General features: G+C 68.5%; 15 protein-coding genes, 1 pseudogene and 1 riboswitch. Of the genes and pseudogenes, 5 read left to right on the top strand and 11 right to left on the bottom strand.

Translation table 11 applies throughout. The annotated features are described in order from the left end of the window. Positions 1-238 precede the first annotated feature (238 nt). The 6 genes from AB3K92_RS37100 to AB3K92_RS37075 form a co-directional block, all read right to left on the bottom strand. Positions 239-388 carry a hypothetical protein gene (locus AB3K92_RS37100; protein ID WP_021160151.1) on the bottom strand — a complete coding sequence of 50 codons (150 nt, stop codon included), beginning with the start codon at positions 386-388 and terminating at the stop codon, positions 239-241. 70 nt (positions 389-458) lie between these two features. Next, positions 459-1,091 (bottom strand): gamma-glutamylcyclotransferase, encoded by a 633-nt coding sequence (locus AB3K92_RS37095; RefSeq protein WP_165580990.1) that lies wholly within the window; start codon positions 1,089-1,091, stop codon positions 459-461. 12 nt (positions 1,092-1,103) lie between these two features. Continuing rightward, positions 1,104-1,880, bottom strand: a complete 777-nt coding sequence (ybeY, locus tag AB3K92_RS37090) for an rRNA maturation RNase YbeY (protein ID WP_369466788.1) — start codon at positions 1,878-1,880, stop codon at positions 1,104-1,106. Between the two features lie 146 nt (positions 1,881-2,026). After that, a complete protein-coding gene (locus tag AB3K92_RS37085; RefSeq protein ID WP_021160154.1) occupies positions 2,027-3,073 on the bottom strand; it encodes a PhoH family protein in 1,047 nt (348 codons plus the stop codon). 25 nt (positions 3,074-3,098) lie between these two features. Continuing rightward, positions 3,099-4,472 carry a tRNA (N6-isopentenyl adenosine(37)-C2)-methylthiotransferase MiaB gene (gene miaB / locus AB3K92_RS37080; RefSeq protein ID WP_048025977.1) on the bottom strand — a complete coding sequence of 458 codons (1,374 nt, stop codon included), beginning with the start codon at positions 4,470-4,472 and terminating at the stop codon, positions 3,099-3,101. A gap of 218 nt (positions 4,473-4,690) precedes the next feature. Continuing rightward, the gene (locus AB3K92_RS37075) at positions 4,691-5,623 is read right to left on the bottom strand and encodes a LysR family transcriptional regulator (protein WP_048025978.1); all 933 of its coding nucleotides are present in this window, start codon (positions 5,621-5,623) and stop codon (positions 4,691-4,693) included. Between the two features lie 144 nt (positions 5,624-5,767). On the opposite strand from AB3K92_RS37075, the gene AB3K92_RS37070 reads away from it, so the two are divergent. From AB3K92_RS37070 to ribB, 3 genes are all read left to right on the top strand, one after another. Next, positions 5,768-6,943: an MFS transporter gene (locus tag AB3K92_RS37070; protein WP_021160157.1), complete on the top strand. Its 1,176-nt coding sequence runs from the start codon at positions 5,768-5,770 to the stop codon at positions 6,941-6,943. 210 nt (positions 6,944-7,153) lie between these two features. Beyond that, the gene (locus AB3K92_RS37065) at positions 7,154-7,846 is read left to right on the top strand and encodes a helix-turn-helix domain-containing protein (RefSeq protein ID WP_021160158.1); all 693 of its coding nucleotides are present in this window, start codon (positions 7,154-7,156) and stop codon (positions 7,844-7,846) included. A gap of 188 nt (positions 7,847-8,034) precedes the next feature. Continuing rightward, a riboswitch (FMN riboswitch) is annotated at positions 8,035-8,183 on the top strand. 118 nt (positions 8,184-8,301) lie between these two features. Then, complete coding sequence (gene ribB / locus AB3K92_RS37060) at positions 8,302-9,012, top strand: 3,4-dihydroxy-2-butanone-4-phosphate synthase (protein ID WP_027789183.1); 711 nt, start codon at positions 8,302-8,304, stop codon at positions 9,010-9,012. Positions 9,013-9,091: 79 nt separating this feature from the next. On the opposite strand, the gene AB3K92_RS37055 is transcribed toward ribB, so the two are convergent. Next, positions 9,092-9,778: an HAD family phosphatase gene (locus tag AB3K92_RS37055; RefSeq protein ID WP_048025979.1), complete on the bottom strand. Its 687-nt coding sequence runs from the start codon at positions 9,776-9,778 to the stop codon at positions 9,092-9,094. Positions 9,779-9,904: 126 nt separating this feature from the next. Between AB3K92_RS37055 and AB3K92_RS37050 the strand changes: the two are divergent. Next, positions 9,905-10,109: pseudogene (locus AB3K92_RS37050) on the top strand (hypothetical protein); the annotation flags it as partial. Positions 10,110-10,184: 75 nt separating this feature from the next. Here AB3K92_RS37050 and AB3K92_RS37045 read toward each other — a convergent pair. From AB3K92_RS37045 to glpD, 3 genes are all read right to left on the bottom strand, one after another. Beyond that, positions 10,185-10,901 carry an MIP/aquaporin family protein gene (locus AB3K92_RS37045; RefSeq protein WP_021160162.1) on the bottom strand — a complete coding sequence of 239 codons (717 nt, stop codon included), beginning with the start codon at positions 10,899-10,901 and terminating at the stop codon, positions 10,185-10,187. Between the two features lie 82 nt (positions 10,902-10,983). After that, positions 10,984-12,486: a glycerol kinase GlpK gene (glpK, locus tag AB3K92_RS37040; protein ID WP_369466787.1), complete on the bottom strand. Its 1,503-nt coding sequence runs from the start codon at positions 12,484-12,486 to the stop codon at positions 10,984-10,986. A gap of 106 nt (positions 12,487-12,592) precedes the next feature. Then, a complete protein-coding gene (glpD, locus tag AB3K92_RS37035) occupies positions 12,593-14,116 on the bottom strand; it encodes a glycerol-3-phosphate dehydrogenase (protein ID WP_060219628.1) in 1,524 nt (507 codons plus the stop codon). 162 nt (positions 14,117-14,278) lie between these two features. Here glpD and AB3K92_RS37030 point away from each other — a divergent pair, with 162 nt between their 5' ends. Further along, positions 14,279-14,647 (top strand): hypothetical protein, encoded by a 369-nt coding sequence (locus AB3K92_RS37030; RefSeq protein WP_042975499.1) that lies wholly within the window; start codon positions 14,279-14,281, stop codon positions 14,645-14,647. A 94-nt stretch (positions 14,648-14,741) separates the two neighbouring features. Here the strand turns inward: AB3K92_RS37030 and AB3K92_RS37025 are convergent, their stop codons facing one another. Continuing rightward, positions 14,742-14,939 (bottom strand): hypothetical protein, encoded by a 198-nt coding sequence (locus AB3K92_RS37025; protein ID WP_021160166.1) that lies wholly within the window; start codon positions 14,937-14,939, stop codon positions 14,742-14,744. Between the last annotated feature and the right edge of the window lie 211 nt (positions 14,940-15,150).

The following is a 15,150-nucleotide window of genomic DNA, read 5'->3' as shown; positions in this document are numbered from 1 at the left end:
CGCGACCGTGTCACACCGGCCGCACGGCCAGGGTGGGCAGCGCGTACGGGCCCCGCTCTCGGACGGCCGCGCCGGGCGCGACATCGTCCTCGCGTCCATCCTATCCCAGAAAAGGGCGGCGGGGCAGCGGCGAAAAAAACGGGTGCGGACGGGAAGCGGAGCCGTGACGCGGAAAAGCGTTCGGCCGGGGTGGTGAGCGGCGGCATTCTGCCGCACGCGGACTTCGCCCGGCCGCGGTTCAGAACCGCATGCCGGCCGAGCAGCCGCCGGCAGCCGCGCCGTTGGTCGCGGCGCCGCCGCAGCCGAGTATTCCGCAGCCGGACAGCGCGACGCTCGCGGCGACGATCAGCGCGGCAACCCTGCAACGCGACCAGCGAGACGGTTTCATCGGTCTTGCCCTCGCAAGAATGCGCCCACGGCGCGGCAGCGCGTGGCGGCGAGCCGGGCGCCGTGCCGCGTCACCGGCATCGCGCGAGCAGCCCTTCGAGCGCGCGATCGGGGATGCCGCTCGCGCGCAGCGCGTCGACCGTGCGGCTGACGTAGTCGAGCGTCGTGCCGTAGCGGCCGGCCGCGCAACGGAACACTTCCCTGACGACGGGGTCGGGCAGCTTGCCGGTATAGGTCGGCGCTTCGCGGCGCATCACGAACGCGAGTGCGTTCACGCGCTCGCCGTTCTCGAGCGAGCACGGCAGCCATGCGGGCCGGTACGAACCCATCGGCATCTCGCGTTTCCACAACGTTTCGAGGTGCGGTTGCGCGGTCGGGCCGGCGAGCCGGAACGCGATGCCCGAGCACGAGCCGCCGCGATCGAGCGCGAGCACGAGGCCCGGGCGTTCGGGCGTGCCGCGGTTCACGCGCGACCACAGGTAGAGCCCGCGATGATAGCCGTGCACCTTGCCGCGTATGGCTGCGACGGTCGGCAACCCCGGGTTCCAGATCAGCGAGCCATAGCCGAACAGCCACAGATCCTGCCGGCCGTCCCAGTCGCGCATCGTGTGCGCGAGCGACGCCGCGAGTTCGTCTTCCGTCAGCAGGCGCCCGTCGCCGATCGACGGCGGGTAGGCGGGCGAGAGCGTCGCGGCGTTGCGCATCGTGCGGACGGCTTACTGGTACGGGTTCGGGAAGCCCAGCTTCGCGAGGATGTCGACTTCGAGCGCTTCCATTTCGGCTGCGTCCTCGTCGCTCGTCTCGTGGTCGTAGCCCTGCGCGTGCAGCGCGCCGTGCACCAGCAGGTGCGCGTAATGGGCGGTGAGCGGCTTGTCCTGGTCGTGCGCTTCCTTCTCGACGACCGGGCAGCACAGCACGAGGTCGCCGATCACGGTGCCGTCGGGTGCCGCGTCGTACGCGAAGGTCAACACGTTGGTCGGATAGTCCTTGTGGCGGTAGCCGGCGTTCAGCGTGCGGCCTTCTTCTTCGCCGACGAAGCGCACGGTGAGCTGCGCACTGGAGAACAGCGCCGGTTCGAGCCATTCGGCGATCAGCTTGCGCTTGGGCAGCGTCTTGCGCACGTCGCTCGTGATCTCGTCGCCGTACTGCACGGACAGGTCGAGCTCCGGCTCGCGCAGTGCGTCTTCGGTGTCGTCCTCGCGCGGTGCGGGCTCGGCACCCACGTGCAGCGCCACGCTGTCGTAGTGCTCGGGCTGCAGCGCGATCTTCGCGCGCATGGCCGGATCGTTGTGCTGCGCGACGATCGCGACGGCGGCTTCCCCGGAACTGCCCGACAGGTCGAACATCAGGCTGCGGCCGTCAGGGAAGTCGATGCGCAGCCCTTGTGCGTTGACGGTCCGGGCCTTGCCTTTCGCATCGAACAGCGAAAGGCGGGGGGAGGCGGGCGCGGCGGACTGGGCGCGCCCGGACTTGCGGGAACGGGAGGATTTCATGACGCGTGCGGCGATTGGGACGCGTTGAGGATACACCAAACGGCCGATCGCACCCGAATTCGCGCAGGCGAAAAAAAGCCCGGCGCGCCGTCTGGCGGGCCGGGCCGGGCTGTCAGGCCGGGCGGCGTGCGGGTGCCGCCGGCCGGTCAGCCGTCCTGGTGCTGCGCGTGGAATTCGTCGTACGCCTCGACGATGCGCGCGACGAGCGGATGGCGCACGACGTCCGCGCTCGTGAAGCGCGTGAGCGCGATGCCGCGCACGCCGCCGAGCACCTGCTGCGCCTCGACGAGGCCGCTCTTGTGGCCGCGCGGCAGGTCGACCTGGCTCGTGTCGCCGGTCACGACCGCCTTCGAGCCGAAGCCGATCCGCGTGAGGAACATCTTCATCTGCTCGGGCGTCGTGTTCTGCGCCTCGTCGAGGATGATGAACGCGTGGTTCAGCGTGCGGCCGCGCATGTACGCGAGCGGCGCGATCTCGATCATCTGGCGCTCGAACATCTTCGCCGTCTTGTCGAATCCGAGCAGGTCGTACAGCGCGTCGTACAGCGGGCGCAGGTACGGGTCGACCTTCTGCGCGAGATCGCCCGGCAGGAAGCCGAGCCGCTCGCCGGCCTCGACGGCCGGGCGCGTCAGCACGATCCGCTTGACCTGGTCGCGCTCGAGCGCGTCGACCGCGCAGGCGACCGCGAGGTAGGTCTTGCCGGTGCCGGCCGGCCCGATGCCGAACGTCACGTCGTGCGACAGGATCTGCTTCAGGTATTCGCGCTGCGCCGGCGTGCGGCCGCGCAGGTCGGCACGCCGCGTGTAGAGCTTCGGCGCGGGCTCCTCGTCCGGCTCGCTGGCGTCGAGCTGGACGACGGGGTCGTCGAACGGATGGTCGGGGTCGCCGCGGAAGCGCACGTCGAGCGTGTCCTGGCGGCCGTTGCCGCCCGTGTGGCGCACTTCGACCAGCGCGAGCTGGATGTCGTCGACCGACAGCGCATCGCGCGCGCGGTTGTAGAAGTTCTCGAGCGCGGCGAGCGCGAGCTTGGCGCCGCGCCCGCGGATCGCGATCCGGTGGCCGCGTCGCGACAGCGTGACGTCGAGCGCCTGTTCGATCTGCCGCAGGTTCTCGTCGAGCGGGCCGCAGAGGTTGGCGAGGCGCGCATTGTCGTCGCGCGGCGCGACGAATTCCAGTGCTTGGGTCGGCTTCAAAGTGGCGTCGGGCTCCAGTGGAACGTCAGTGCGTGGCCGCGCTCGCGTCGTCGCTCACGAGCACGAGCTCGCCGCGCAGCGAATGCGGGTACGCGTGGTTGATCTTCACGTCGATCATCTGGCCGATCAGGCGCGGGTGCGACGCGAGCGGCGCCGGGAAATTCACGACCCGGTTGTTCTCGGTGCGGCCCGCGAGTTCGTTCGGGTCCTTGCGCGACGGGCCCTCGACGAGGATCCGCTCGACCTTCCCGACCATCGACTGGCTGATGCGCGCGACGTTTTCCTCGATGGTCGCCTGCAGATGTTGCAGGCGTTTGAGCTTGACCTCGCGCGGCGTGTCGTCGTGCAGGTTCGCGGCCGGCGTGCCGGGGCGCGGGCTGTAGATGAACGAGAAGCTCGTGTCGTAGCTCATCTCGTGCACGAGCGCCATCATCTTGTCGAAATCGTCCTCGGTCTCGCCGGGGAAGCCGACGATCATGTCGGTCGACAGCGACAGGTCCGGGCGGATCGCGCGCAGCTTGCGGATCACCGACTTGTATTCGAGCACCGTGTAGCCGCGCTTCATCGCCATCAGGATGCGGTCGGAGCCGTGCTGCACGGGCAGGTGCAGGTGGCTCACGAGCTTCGGCACCTTCGCGTAGGTGTCGATCAGGCGCTGCGTGAACTCCTTCGGGTGCGACGTCGTGTAGCGGATCCGCTCGATGCCGGGGATGTCGGCGACGTATTCGATCAGCGTCGCGAAATCGGCGATTTCGGTCGAGCCGGCTGCCAGCGCGCCCCGATAGGCATTCACGTTCTGGCCGAGCAGCGTGACTTCGCGCACGCCCTGGTCGGCGAGGCCGGCCACTTCGGTCAGCACGTCGTCGAGCGGGCGCGACACTTCATCGCCGCGCGTGTACGGCACCACGCAGTAGCTGCAGTACTTCGAGCAGCCTTCCATGATCGACACGAACGCGCTCGGCCCCTCGACGCGCGCGGGCGGCAGGTGGTCGAACTTCTCGATCTCGGGGAAGGTGATGTCGACCTGCGCGCGGCCGCTCTCGCGGCGCGCGTCGATCATCTGCGGCAGGCGGTGCAGGGTTTGCGGGCCGAACACGAGGTCGACGTACGGCGCGCGCGACACGATCGATGCGCCTTCCTGGCTGGCGACGCAGCCGCCGACGCCGATCAGCAGGCCGGGCTTCGCTTCCTTCAGCTCGCGCACGCGGCCGAGATCGGAGAACACCTTTTCCTGCGCCTTTTCACGCACCGAGCACGTGTTGAACAGGATGATGTCCGCGTCTTCCGGCGTGTCGGTCTTTTCGAGGCCTTCGGCCGCATTCAGCACGTCCACCATCTTGTCCGAGTCGTACTCGTTCATCTGGCAGCCGAAGGTCTTTACGTAAACTTTCTTGGTCATGGGGATTCGCCGTTCGCAGTGGTTGACCTGGGGGCGTCGTCAAGAGTGAATCGGGACGGCCGCGCGCGCCGCACGCGGATCGCGTGCAGCCAGCATGTGAAAAGCCGTCGGGAAAGCTTTCCATTATAGCTTTTCACGCTGCCCGGGACGGGCGGCGGGTTGCGGCCGCGCGACGCCGGCCGGCGCGTTCCGACCCTCGAGCCGCGATGCGCCGGCCGTCAGCGGCACGCGTTCAGCAGGTCGTCGTGCGCGGCTTCCTCGCGTGCGAAGCGTTCGGCGAGAAAGTCGAGCAGCACGCGCACGCGCGGCGCCATGTAGCGCTTGCCGGGATAGATCGCGTGCAGCGGCGCGCTCTGGTGCCGCCAGTCGGGCAGCAGGACCTTGAGCCGCCCGGCGCGGATGTCGTCGGCGACATCCCAGATCGAGTTCAGCACGATGCCGCGGCCGCGCAGCGCCCATTCGCGGGCGAGGCCGCCGTCGTTGGTCTCGAACGCGGTGGCGAGCGGCACCGTGCAGGTCTGCGTGTCGTCGCCGCGCGTGAAGCGCCACGTGTTCATCGGCCCGGACGCGATCGTGATCACGTTGCATGGAAAGCGGGCCAGATCGTGCGGATCGCGCGGCACGCCGTGGCGTTCGACGAACGAAGGCGCCGCGCACGGCACGCGCCGGTCCGCGGCGAGCCGGCGGGCGATCAGCGCGCCGTCGGGCGGCGCGGCGAAACGGATCGCGAGGTCGATCTCGTCCTGCCACAGGTTCACCGTCGAGTCGGACGCCGTCAGCGAGAACGTCACGTCCGGGTAAAGCGCGGTGAATTCGTCGAGCCAGTCGAGCAGCCGGCGGCGGCCGAAATCGGACGTCGCCGACAGCCGAACCCGGCCGGCGACCACGTTGCGGCCGGCCTGGAGCAGCGCGTTTGCGTCGTCGAGCGCCTGCAACGCCTGCCGGCAGCCGTTCAGGTACAGGCGGCCCTCGTCGGTGAGCCGCAACTGCCGGGTCGAACGGTCGAGCAGCCGGGTGGCGACCGCCGCCTCGAGCTTCGCGAGGCGCGCGCTCGCGGCGGCCGGCGTGAGGTTCAGCTTGCGCCCGGCGGCGGACAGGCTGCCCAGTTCGGCCGCCTCGACGAACAGCCGGATATCGCCCAGTCGGTCCATGCGATTTTCCAGAAATATTTGAAAATGGTTCAAACGCCACGCCAATTATCAAATAGCGATGTCTTCGGGACAATGCGCACATCCTGCCTTTTGTGCGGTGCGGCACCGACCGGGCGCCGCGTCCGCCGCCTTCCGGAGAACGTCATGCCCATTCCGTTACTGGCGCTTGCGATCAGCGCCTTCGCCATCGGTACCACCGAGTTCATCATCATGGGCCTGCTGCCCGAAGTGGCGCACGACCTGGCCGTGTCGCTGCCGTCGGCCGGCCTGCTGGTCACCGGCTACGCGCTCGGTGTCGCGGCCGGCGCGCCGCTGCTCGCGGTGCTGACGAGCCGCATGCCGCGCAAGGCCGCGCTGCAGCTGCTGATGGCGATCTTCATCGTCGGCAACGTGCTGTGCGCGACCGCGTCCGGCTACGCGATGCTGATGGTCGCGCGCGTCGTCACGTCGTTCGCGCACGGGTCGTTCTTCGGGATCGGCGCGGTGGTCGCCGCGTCGCTCGTGCCGGCCGACAAGCGCGCGAGCGCGATCGCGCTGATGTTCACGGGGCTCACGCTGTCGAATGTGCTCGGCGTGCCGTTCGGCACGTTCGTCGGGCAACTGCTCGGCTGGCGCGCGTCGTTCTGGATCGTCGCCGGGCTCGGCGTGCTGGCGCTCGGCGGCGTCGCCGCGCTCGTGCCGAACCGTCACGACAGCGGGCCGGGCGGCCTCGGCCACGAAGTGCGCGTGCTGAAGGAGCCGCAGGTGTGGCTCGCGCTGTTGATGACCGTGCTCGGCTTCGGTGGCGTGTTCGTCGTGTTCACGTACATCGCGCCGATCCTCGAGACCGTGTCCGGTTTCTCGCCGCGCTCGGTCGCGCTGATCCTCGTGCTGTTCGGCGCGGGGCTGACGATCGGCAACACGCTCGGCGGCAAGTTCGCCGACCGCGCGCTGATGCCGTCGCTGATCGCGATCCTCGTCGCGCTGATGGCCGTGATGGCCGTCTTCGCGAAGACGAGCCACCTGCCGGTCGCGGCCGCCGTCACCGTGTTCGTGTGGGGGATCGCCGCGTTCGCGACGGTGCCGCCGCTGCAGGCGCGCGTGGTCGAGAAGGCCGCGAGCGCGCCGCATCTCGCGTCGACGCTCAACATCGGCGCGTTCAACGTCGGCAATGCGGGCGGCGCGTGGCTCGGCGGCCTTGCGCTGGAACACGGCCTCGCGCTCGATGCGCTGCCGTGGGTCGCCGTCGCGGTGACGTTCGCGGCGCTCGTCGTCACGTGGTTCGCGATGCGGCTCGACACGCGCGGGTCGGCACGCGGTGCGGCGCCGGCGGCGCAATGAGCGAGCCCGGCGGCGCGACGCGATAGCGGCGGGAAACGGGGCGCGAGAAACGCATTCCTCCGCGATGCTGATAACGGTGTGAAGATAACTTCGTTTGCCGGTGCAAGGCCGGGTGATAGCGTTTCGATACGCGCCATTGCTGGCGCAACCCGATTCCCCATCCCGGCTTACCCCATACGCAGGGCCGCACAGCGGCCCGGAGGCAATGCTATGTCTTCATCCCTGGCGCTCGTGCGCGACGTGTCTTCCTTCGAGTCCGGCGACGCCGCCGATGCGCGGGCGTCCGCGTCGCTCGACGTTCTCGAGCAGGTCGTCGGCGTTAACCTCGCGCGCTTGCGCGCCGAGCGGCAGTTGTCGCTCGATGCGCTCGCGCGGCTGTCCGGCGTGTCGCGCGCGATGCTTGCGCAGATCGAGTCGGCGCGCAGCGTGCCGTCGATCAAGGTGCTCTGCAAGATCGCCGCGGCGCTGAAGGTTTCGGTCGCCGCCTTCCTGCGCCGCCATGCGGTGAACGGCTTCGAGCACCTGGCGGCCGAGCGCGCGTCGCGCGTCGTCAGCTCGAACGGCCGCTTCTCGGCGCGCGCGCTTTATCCGGAAGGCGAGCCGGCCGCGGCCGAATTCCACGAGCTGCGGATCGCGCCGCTGCACACGGAGCCCGGCGCACGCCGCGCGCCCGGCACGACGGTCAACCTCGTCGTCAGCGAGGGCACGCTCGAAGTCAGCGTGCACGACCGCCGCCAGTTGCTCGCGACCGGCGATGCGATCGTGTTCGATGCCGACCAGCCGTACAGCCTGCGCAACCCGGGCGACAGCGAGGCGCGCGCATTTCGCGTGACGGTGAGCCCCGAGGTGCCGCCGCGCTGGCTCGTGCCCGATGCGGCGCACGCCGCACATGCGGCCGGCTGATCGCGCAGGCCGCCCGGAGCGGGCCGCGTTCCCGTCGTTCGGGCGGGATCGCGGGTCGTCCGTCGGCCGTTCGGACGATGCCGTTAGACGGGGTCGTCGGTAAGGTTTTAGCTGGAGTTCACTGCGCCGCGCGCGCAGCTGTTGTATGCTTGGCCCGCCGCTGACGGGGTTGTCCCGTCCGGCAATCAGTGCGTCTTCAGGGCGGGGCGAAATTCCCCACCGGCGGTAGGCTGGCGTAAGCCGGCGAGCCCGCGAGCGCCCGCGCATCCGCGCGGGGTCAGCAGATCTGGTCGAATGCCAGAGCCGACGGTCACAGTCCGGATGAGAGAAGATGTGCAGATAGTCATGTCCGCCAGGGCCGCTTCGCCGCATGCGCGAAGCGGGTTGTCGTTCTGTCTGTTTGCAATGCCCTGAAACGTTTTTCGCCCAAACCGTATTTGCGAGGAGCGTTTCACATGTCCTTGATGTCCGTTTCGTCGGCACCTGCCGACGCCTTTGCCGATCTCCCGTTACTGGATTCCGAACCGGTGCCGCCGCGGATCGCCGCCGCGCTCGATGCGATGCGCGCAGGCCGTGCGGTCGTGCTGCAGGACGACCACGACCGCGAGAACGAAGCCGACCTGATCGTTGCCGCCGAGCGCATCACGCCCGAGACGATGGCGCTGCTGATCCGCGAGTGCAGCGGCATCGTGTGCCTGTGCCTGACCGACGACACGGTGCGCGCGCTCGAGCTGCCGCCGATGGTGCAGACCAACGAGAGCCGCAACGGCACCGCGTTCACCGTCTCGATCGAGGCACGCGAAGGCGTGCATACGGGCGTATCGGCGGCCGATCGCGTGACGACGATCCGCGCGGCGATCGCCGAAGGGGCGAAGCCGCACGACATCGTGCGCCCCGGCCACGTGTTTCCGCTGCGTGCGCAGCCGGGCGGCGTGCTGGCACGCCGCGGTCACACCGAAGGCACGGTCGACCTGTCGATCCTCGCGGGCCTGAAGCCGGCCGGCGTGCTGTGCGAGCTGATGAATCCCGACGGCACGATGACGCGCGGCGACGATGTCGAGCGTTTCGCGCAACGGCACGGGCTGCCGATGCTGACGATCGCGGAACTCGTTGAGTTCCGCGAGGCGCTGGCCGCCGCGCGCGAGCGCTGCTGCGAACCGGCCTGAGTGAAAGGGAAGGGGAAAGCGGGCGCGTTCATGCGCCCGTGGCACGGCGTGCGTGAAACGGCGCACGCCGGAACGACCGTCAGGACTGTACGTCCGCGAATTCTCCGCGCATGCCGGCTTCGACGAACGCCGGCAGCTCGTCCATCCTGCGCATGATCCGCGTGATGCCCATCGCGCGCAGCGCGTCCGCGTAGTTGTCGGGGATGTGGCTCGCGCCGACGAACGCGATCGTTTTCATGCCCGCCGCCCGCGCGGCATTCAGCCCGGACACGCTGTCTTCGACGACGATGCAGCGCGCCGGCGCGACGCCGAGCGTTTGCGCCGCATGCAGGTAGACGTCGGGGTAGGGCTTCGGCCGCGCCACCTGCTCTGAGCTGAACACGCGATCGCCGAAGATCTCGGTGAGCGATGCGCGCTTCAGCGAACTGCGCACGCGCGCGAGCCGGCTGTTCGACACGACGGCCGCCGGCAGGCTCACCTGCAGCAGCGCGTCGCGCACGCCGGTGATCGGCGCGAGCGATTGCGCCAGCGCGCTCTCGATGTTGTGCTCGATCGTTTCGATGAAGTTGGCGGGCATCTCGATCCCGAAGCGGGATTCGATCCCGGCCAGGAAGCGCGACGTCTGCTGGCCGAACGCCGACTTCGCGGCGGCTTCGAAATCGATGTTCGGGAACGTGGAGGACAGCGTATCGAGCAGCACGCGGTCGGCGATGACTTCGCTGTCGACGAGCACGCCGTCGCAGTCGCAGATGAGGTGATCGAGCATGGTGGTGAAGAAGCGGAATGTCGGCGACGCAGATCAATTCGCCATCATACGTGCTTTCACGCGCATGCCGCGAGACGCTTCGGCAGGTTTTCCCGATGCCGCGCGTGTGGCCTGACGATTCCGGTCGCGCGGCGCGTCGCCGTGCGCGGGTTCGGCCGTGCGGTGGGGTTCGTCGAGGAAATGCGCGTGGGCGAGCATGCTGGTCGAACGCGGGATCGACGCGAGCCCGGCGGCCGTGGCGGATGCGGGCGTGAAGCTGAAGTCGCTCGTGTCGGCCGGAGGCGACCGCCAGCGCGAACGTGGCGAGGGAGGCGCGAAGAAAGGCGCATGAAGCGCGCGGCGGTGGCGGCCGCGCGCTTCGGTCAGGCCGAGATCAGGTCGAGATCAGGTCGAGATCAGGTCGAGATCAGGCCATCGCGTGCAGGTGCAGGTACAGGCCGGCCGCCGCGGCGCCGCCGAGCAGCGGGCCGACGACGGGCACCCATGCATAGCGCCAGTCGCTGTCGCGCTTGCCGGGGATCGGCAGCAGCGCGTGCATGATGCGCGGCGACAGGTCGCGCGCGGGGCTCATCGCGTAGCCGGTCGGGCCGCCGAGCGAAATGCCGATGCCGAGCACGAGCAGGCCGACGGGCAGCGCGTCGAGCGCGCCGAGGCCGACCTGCGGCGACGCGAGGTACAGCACGCCGAGGATCAGCACGAACGTGCAGATCGCTTCGGTCAGCACGTTGTGCGTGACGCTGCGGATCGCGGGCGCCGTGCAGAACACCGCGAGCTTCAGGTCCGCATCGGCTTCCTTCGCGAAGTGCTGGCGATACGCGAGCCACACGAGCAGGGCGCCCGCCATCCCGCCGAGCATCTGCGCGAGGATGTAGCCGCCGACTTTCGACCACGCGAACTTGCCCGCGAGCGCGAGACTGATGGTGACGATCGGGTTCAGGTGCGCGCCGCTGAACGACGCGGTCACGTAGACGGCGACGAATACGGCCATCGCCCAGCCCATCACGATCACGATCAGGTCCGCGCCTTTGCCCTTGGTCTTTGCAAGCAGCACGTTTGCGACCGCGCCGTTGCCGAGCAGCACGAGGATCGCTGTGCCGATGAACTCTGCAATATAAGGTGACATGGTTGTCTCTCGTATGTCATCGCGGACTCGCGCGCAAGCGCGGTCCGCCGGTGTTGTTGTATTTCGTATGGATGGCTGACGATTACTGGGTATCGTCGGCCCACGCCTTCGCGGCGCGTACCGCGCGCTGCCAGCCGGCCATGCAGCTTTCGACCTGTTCCTTCGGCATCGACGGCGAGAAGCGGCGATCGAGCTGCCACTGGCTGCGCACTTCATCGAGGTTCTTCCAGTAGCCGATCGCGAGGCCCGCGAGGTAGGCCGCGCCGAGCGCGGTCGTCTCGGTGATCTGCGGACGCACCGCGTCGACGCCGAGCAGGTCGGCCTGGAACTGCATCAGCAGGTCGTTCGCGCTCGCGCCGCCGTCGACGCGCAGCTCGCCGATGCTGATGCCCGAATCGGCTTCCATCGCGGCCAGCACGTCGAGCGACTGGTACGCGATCGAATCGAGCGCCGCCCGTGCGAGGTGCGCGGAGGTCGTGCCGCGCGTGACGCCGAATACCGAGCCGCGCGCCCGTGCGTTCCAGTGCGGCGCGCCGAGGCCGGCGAACGCGGGCACCAGGTAGACGCCGTCGGTGTGCGGCACGCTCGCGGCGAGCGCTTCGATTTCGGCGGCCGACTTGATGATGCCGACGCCGTCGCGCAGCCACTGCACCACCGCGCCCGCGATGAAGATGCTGCCTTCCAGCGCGTACTGCACGTTGTCGCCGATCTGCCAGGCGATCGTCGTGACGAGGTTGTTCTTCGATTCGATCGGCTTGTCGCCGGTGTTCATCATCAGGAAGCAGCCGGTGCCGTAGGTGTTCTTCACCATGCCGGACTGCGTGCACATCTGGCCGAACAGCGCTGCCTGCTGGTCGCCCGCGATGCCCGCGAGCGGGATCTTCGACGCGAACACGGTGGTCTTCGTGTGACCGTAGATTTCCGACGATGCCTTCACGTCGGGCAGCATGCTGCGCGGGATGTCGAGCATCTCGAGCAGCTCGTTGTCCCATTCGCGCGTGTGGATGTTGAACAGCATCGTGCGCGACGCGTTCGTCACGTCGGTCACGTGCAGTTCGTGCTTCGTGAAGTTCCACACGAGCCAGCTGTCGACGGTACCGAACGCGAGCTTGCCCTGCTTGGCCTTCTCGCGTGCGCCCGGAACGTTGTCGAGGATCCAGCGGATCTTGGTCCCGGAGAAGTACGAGTCGATCGGCAGGCCGGTCTTCGCGCGCACCTTCGCCTCGAGGCCCTGGGCTTTCAGCGAATCGCAGAAGTCGGCCGTGCGGCGATCCTGCCAGACGATCGCGTTGTAGACGGGCTGGCCGGTCTCGCGATCCCAGACGATCGTGGTTTCGCGCTGGTTGGTGATGCCGATCGCGGCGATCGACGTGCCGTTCAGGCCCGTGCGCGTGACGGCTTCGGCGGCGACGCCGGCTTGCGTCGACCAGATTTCCTGCGGGTCGTGCTCGACCCAGCCGGGTTGCGGGTAGATCTGCTCGAATTCCTTCTGGGCGATCGATACGATATTGCCCTGGCGATCGAACAGCATCGCGCGGGAACTCGTGGTGCCCTGGTCAAGCGCGAGGATGTACTGATCCTGCATGTCTCTCATCTCCATCCGTGGATTTGACTTAGTTGTGATGCGCGCCGCATGGGGGGCGGCGCGTCGGTGAGTCAACGTCGGTACGGCAACTGCTACTGCATTCGGGTCAGGCCTGCGGCGCGTGCGCGGCGGCGAACCACGCGTCGATCGCGGCCGTCACCGCGTCGAGCGTGCCCGGCGCGACGTGCAGGCCGAGCTTCGAGCGGCGCCACAGCACGTCCTGCGCGCAGGTCGCCCATTCGGCGTCGCGCAGGTAGCGCAGTTCGGCGTCGTGGATGCCCGGGGCGATTTCGGTGCCGAGTTCGGCGAGCGACTTCGCGCCGTCGATCACGCGCTCCGCGCGCGTGCCGTACGCACGTGCATAGCGGCGGGCGAGCGCGGCGGGCAGCCACGGGTGGCGTTTCGCGAACGCGGCGGCGAACACGTCGAAGTTCGCGTTCGCGATGTCGCCGCCCGGCAGCGCGACGCCGGCCGTCCAGGTCTTCGCGTCGCGGCCGAGCGCGCGGCTCAGCATGTCGCCGGCTTCTTCCGCGAGCTTGCGGAACGTCGTGATCTTGCCGCCGAACACCGACAGCAGCGGCGCACCCGCGCCTTCGTCCATTTCGAGGCGGTAGTCGCGCGTGACGGCCGATGCGTTCGCGGCGTTCTCGTCTTCCAGCAGCGGGCGCACGCCCGAGTAGGTCCAGTGCACGTCGGCCGGCGAGATCTTGCGCTTGAAGTAGCGGTTGATCGAATCGCACAGGTACTGCGTCTCGTCGCGATCGATCGCGACCTTCGCGGGATCGTTCGTGTATTCGACGTCGGTCGTGCCGATCAGCGTGAAGTCGTGCTCGTACGGAATCGCGAAGATGATCCGCTTGTCCGGGTTCTGGAAGATGTACGCGTGATCGTGATCGAACAGGCGGCGCGTGATGATGTGGCTGCCCTTCACGAGCCGCACGCTGTGATGCGCGCCGCGGCCGAGCGCGCCGTGCAGCACGTCGCCGACCCACGGGCCGGCCGCGTTCGCGATCGCGCGCGCATGCACGACGCGGATCGAACCGTCGGCGTGCTGCAGCCGCGCTTCCCACTCGTCGCCGCGGCGTTCGGCGGAAACGAGCTTCGTGCGCGTGAGGATCTCGGCGCCGCGCTCCTTCGCATCCATCGCGTTCAGCACGACGAGGCGGGCGTCGTCGACCCAGCCGTCGGAATACACGAAGCCGCGCTTGATCGAGTCGATCAGCGGCGCGCCGGCCGCATGGCGGCGCATGTCGATGCCGCGCGAGCCGGGCAGCAGTTCGCGTTTCGCGAGGTGATCGTAGAGGAACAGGCCGATGCGGATCAGCCAGGCCGGCCGCAGGTTCGGCATGTGCGGCATCACGAAGCGCAGCGGCCACATGATGTGCGGCGCCGCGCGCAGCAGCGTCTCGCGTTCCTGCAGCGCCTTGCGCACGAGCCCGAACTCGTTGTACTCGAGGTAGCGCAGGCCGCCGTGAATCAGCTTCGTGCTGCACGACGACGTGTGCGACGCGAGATCGTCCTGCTCGCAGAGCAGGACCGACAGGCCGCGGCCGGCCGCATCGCGCGCGATGCCCGCGCCGTTGATGCCGCCGCCGACGACGAGCAGATCGTAGCGATTCGGTTGGGTCACCTGCTGTCCTTATCGTCTGAGGGAAATGGTTGAACAGAAAATGTTCGAATTCGAAATTTAACGAACGAAATCGAAAAAGTAAAGTTCGATAAAGCGGGGCCAGTAGCGCGCTGCGCGATCCCGGACGATACTGGCGGAATCGACCGTTTCGCGAGGTGAATCATGCGTATTGGGATGTGGGCCGGCGTGTGCGCCGTCCTTCTGGCGGGGTGCAGTGCCGGTATGCCGCCGCTCGTCGGCAACTGGCGCACGCCGTCGTTCGTCGACCTGCAGACGTCGTGCGGCGGCGCGGCGCGCGACTGGGGCGCGGACGCGCAGCCGGTCTATTCGACGCTGTACGACGCATACGTGGCTAAACGGTATCGCGGGCTGACCGAAGCGAACTATTGTGCGTTCGTAAACGAACTTTCGACGCGCTATGCGGCGCCCGACGCGGCAGCGCGTGCCGGCTGGATCGCGTATTTCAACGGCGCGCGAGCGCAAGCCATCAGCTGGCGGGCGGCGGTCGATCCGACGCTGCGCGGCGGCTGAAGCAGGTGGGGGGCGAGGCGGGGAAGCGAGGAAGCAGGAACGACCGCGCGGCCCGGAATCCGGGCCGCGCGGTCAGGTCGGCAACGGTGTGGTTTTACGAATAGCGGTATTTGATGGATCGCAGCGCGGCGTCGCCGGTCTCGGTCACGCAGTACTTGCGCCCCGATCCGAGCCCTTCCAGGCGGACGAGCTGCTGCTCCAGCAGTGCGTCGATTTCGTCCCGATCCATCGAGGTTTGATCGGGAGCGTCCTTCACAAGCAATAGCGTGGCGAATTCATGCGGACTCAGCATCGTTCTCTCCATGGCGACCAGTCAGCCCGCGCGGCCGGCGCAACGGCCGACGCGCGATACCCAGCGGGGTATGGTTTGGGGGGAAAAGCTGCATTCGCCGGCCATGCCATTCGTCCGCGCCCTGGCACAGGCGCAACGGTCGGACGGGCCGGGGAACTGGAGTCTAGTCGAGCATGCGGGCAACCACAAATCGTGCCCCGTTAATTTTCCG

Origin of the sequence: Burkholderia sp. Bmkn7, from assembly GCF_041103175.1 — a bacterium.
Classification (GTDB): Bacteria; Pseudomonadota; Gammaproteobacteria; order Burkholderiales; family Burkholderiaceae; genus Burkholderia; species Burkholderia cepacia.
The sequence above is the reverse complement of the archived record's forward strand: the minus strand, read 5'-3'. Positions and strand labels throughout refer to the sequence as shown.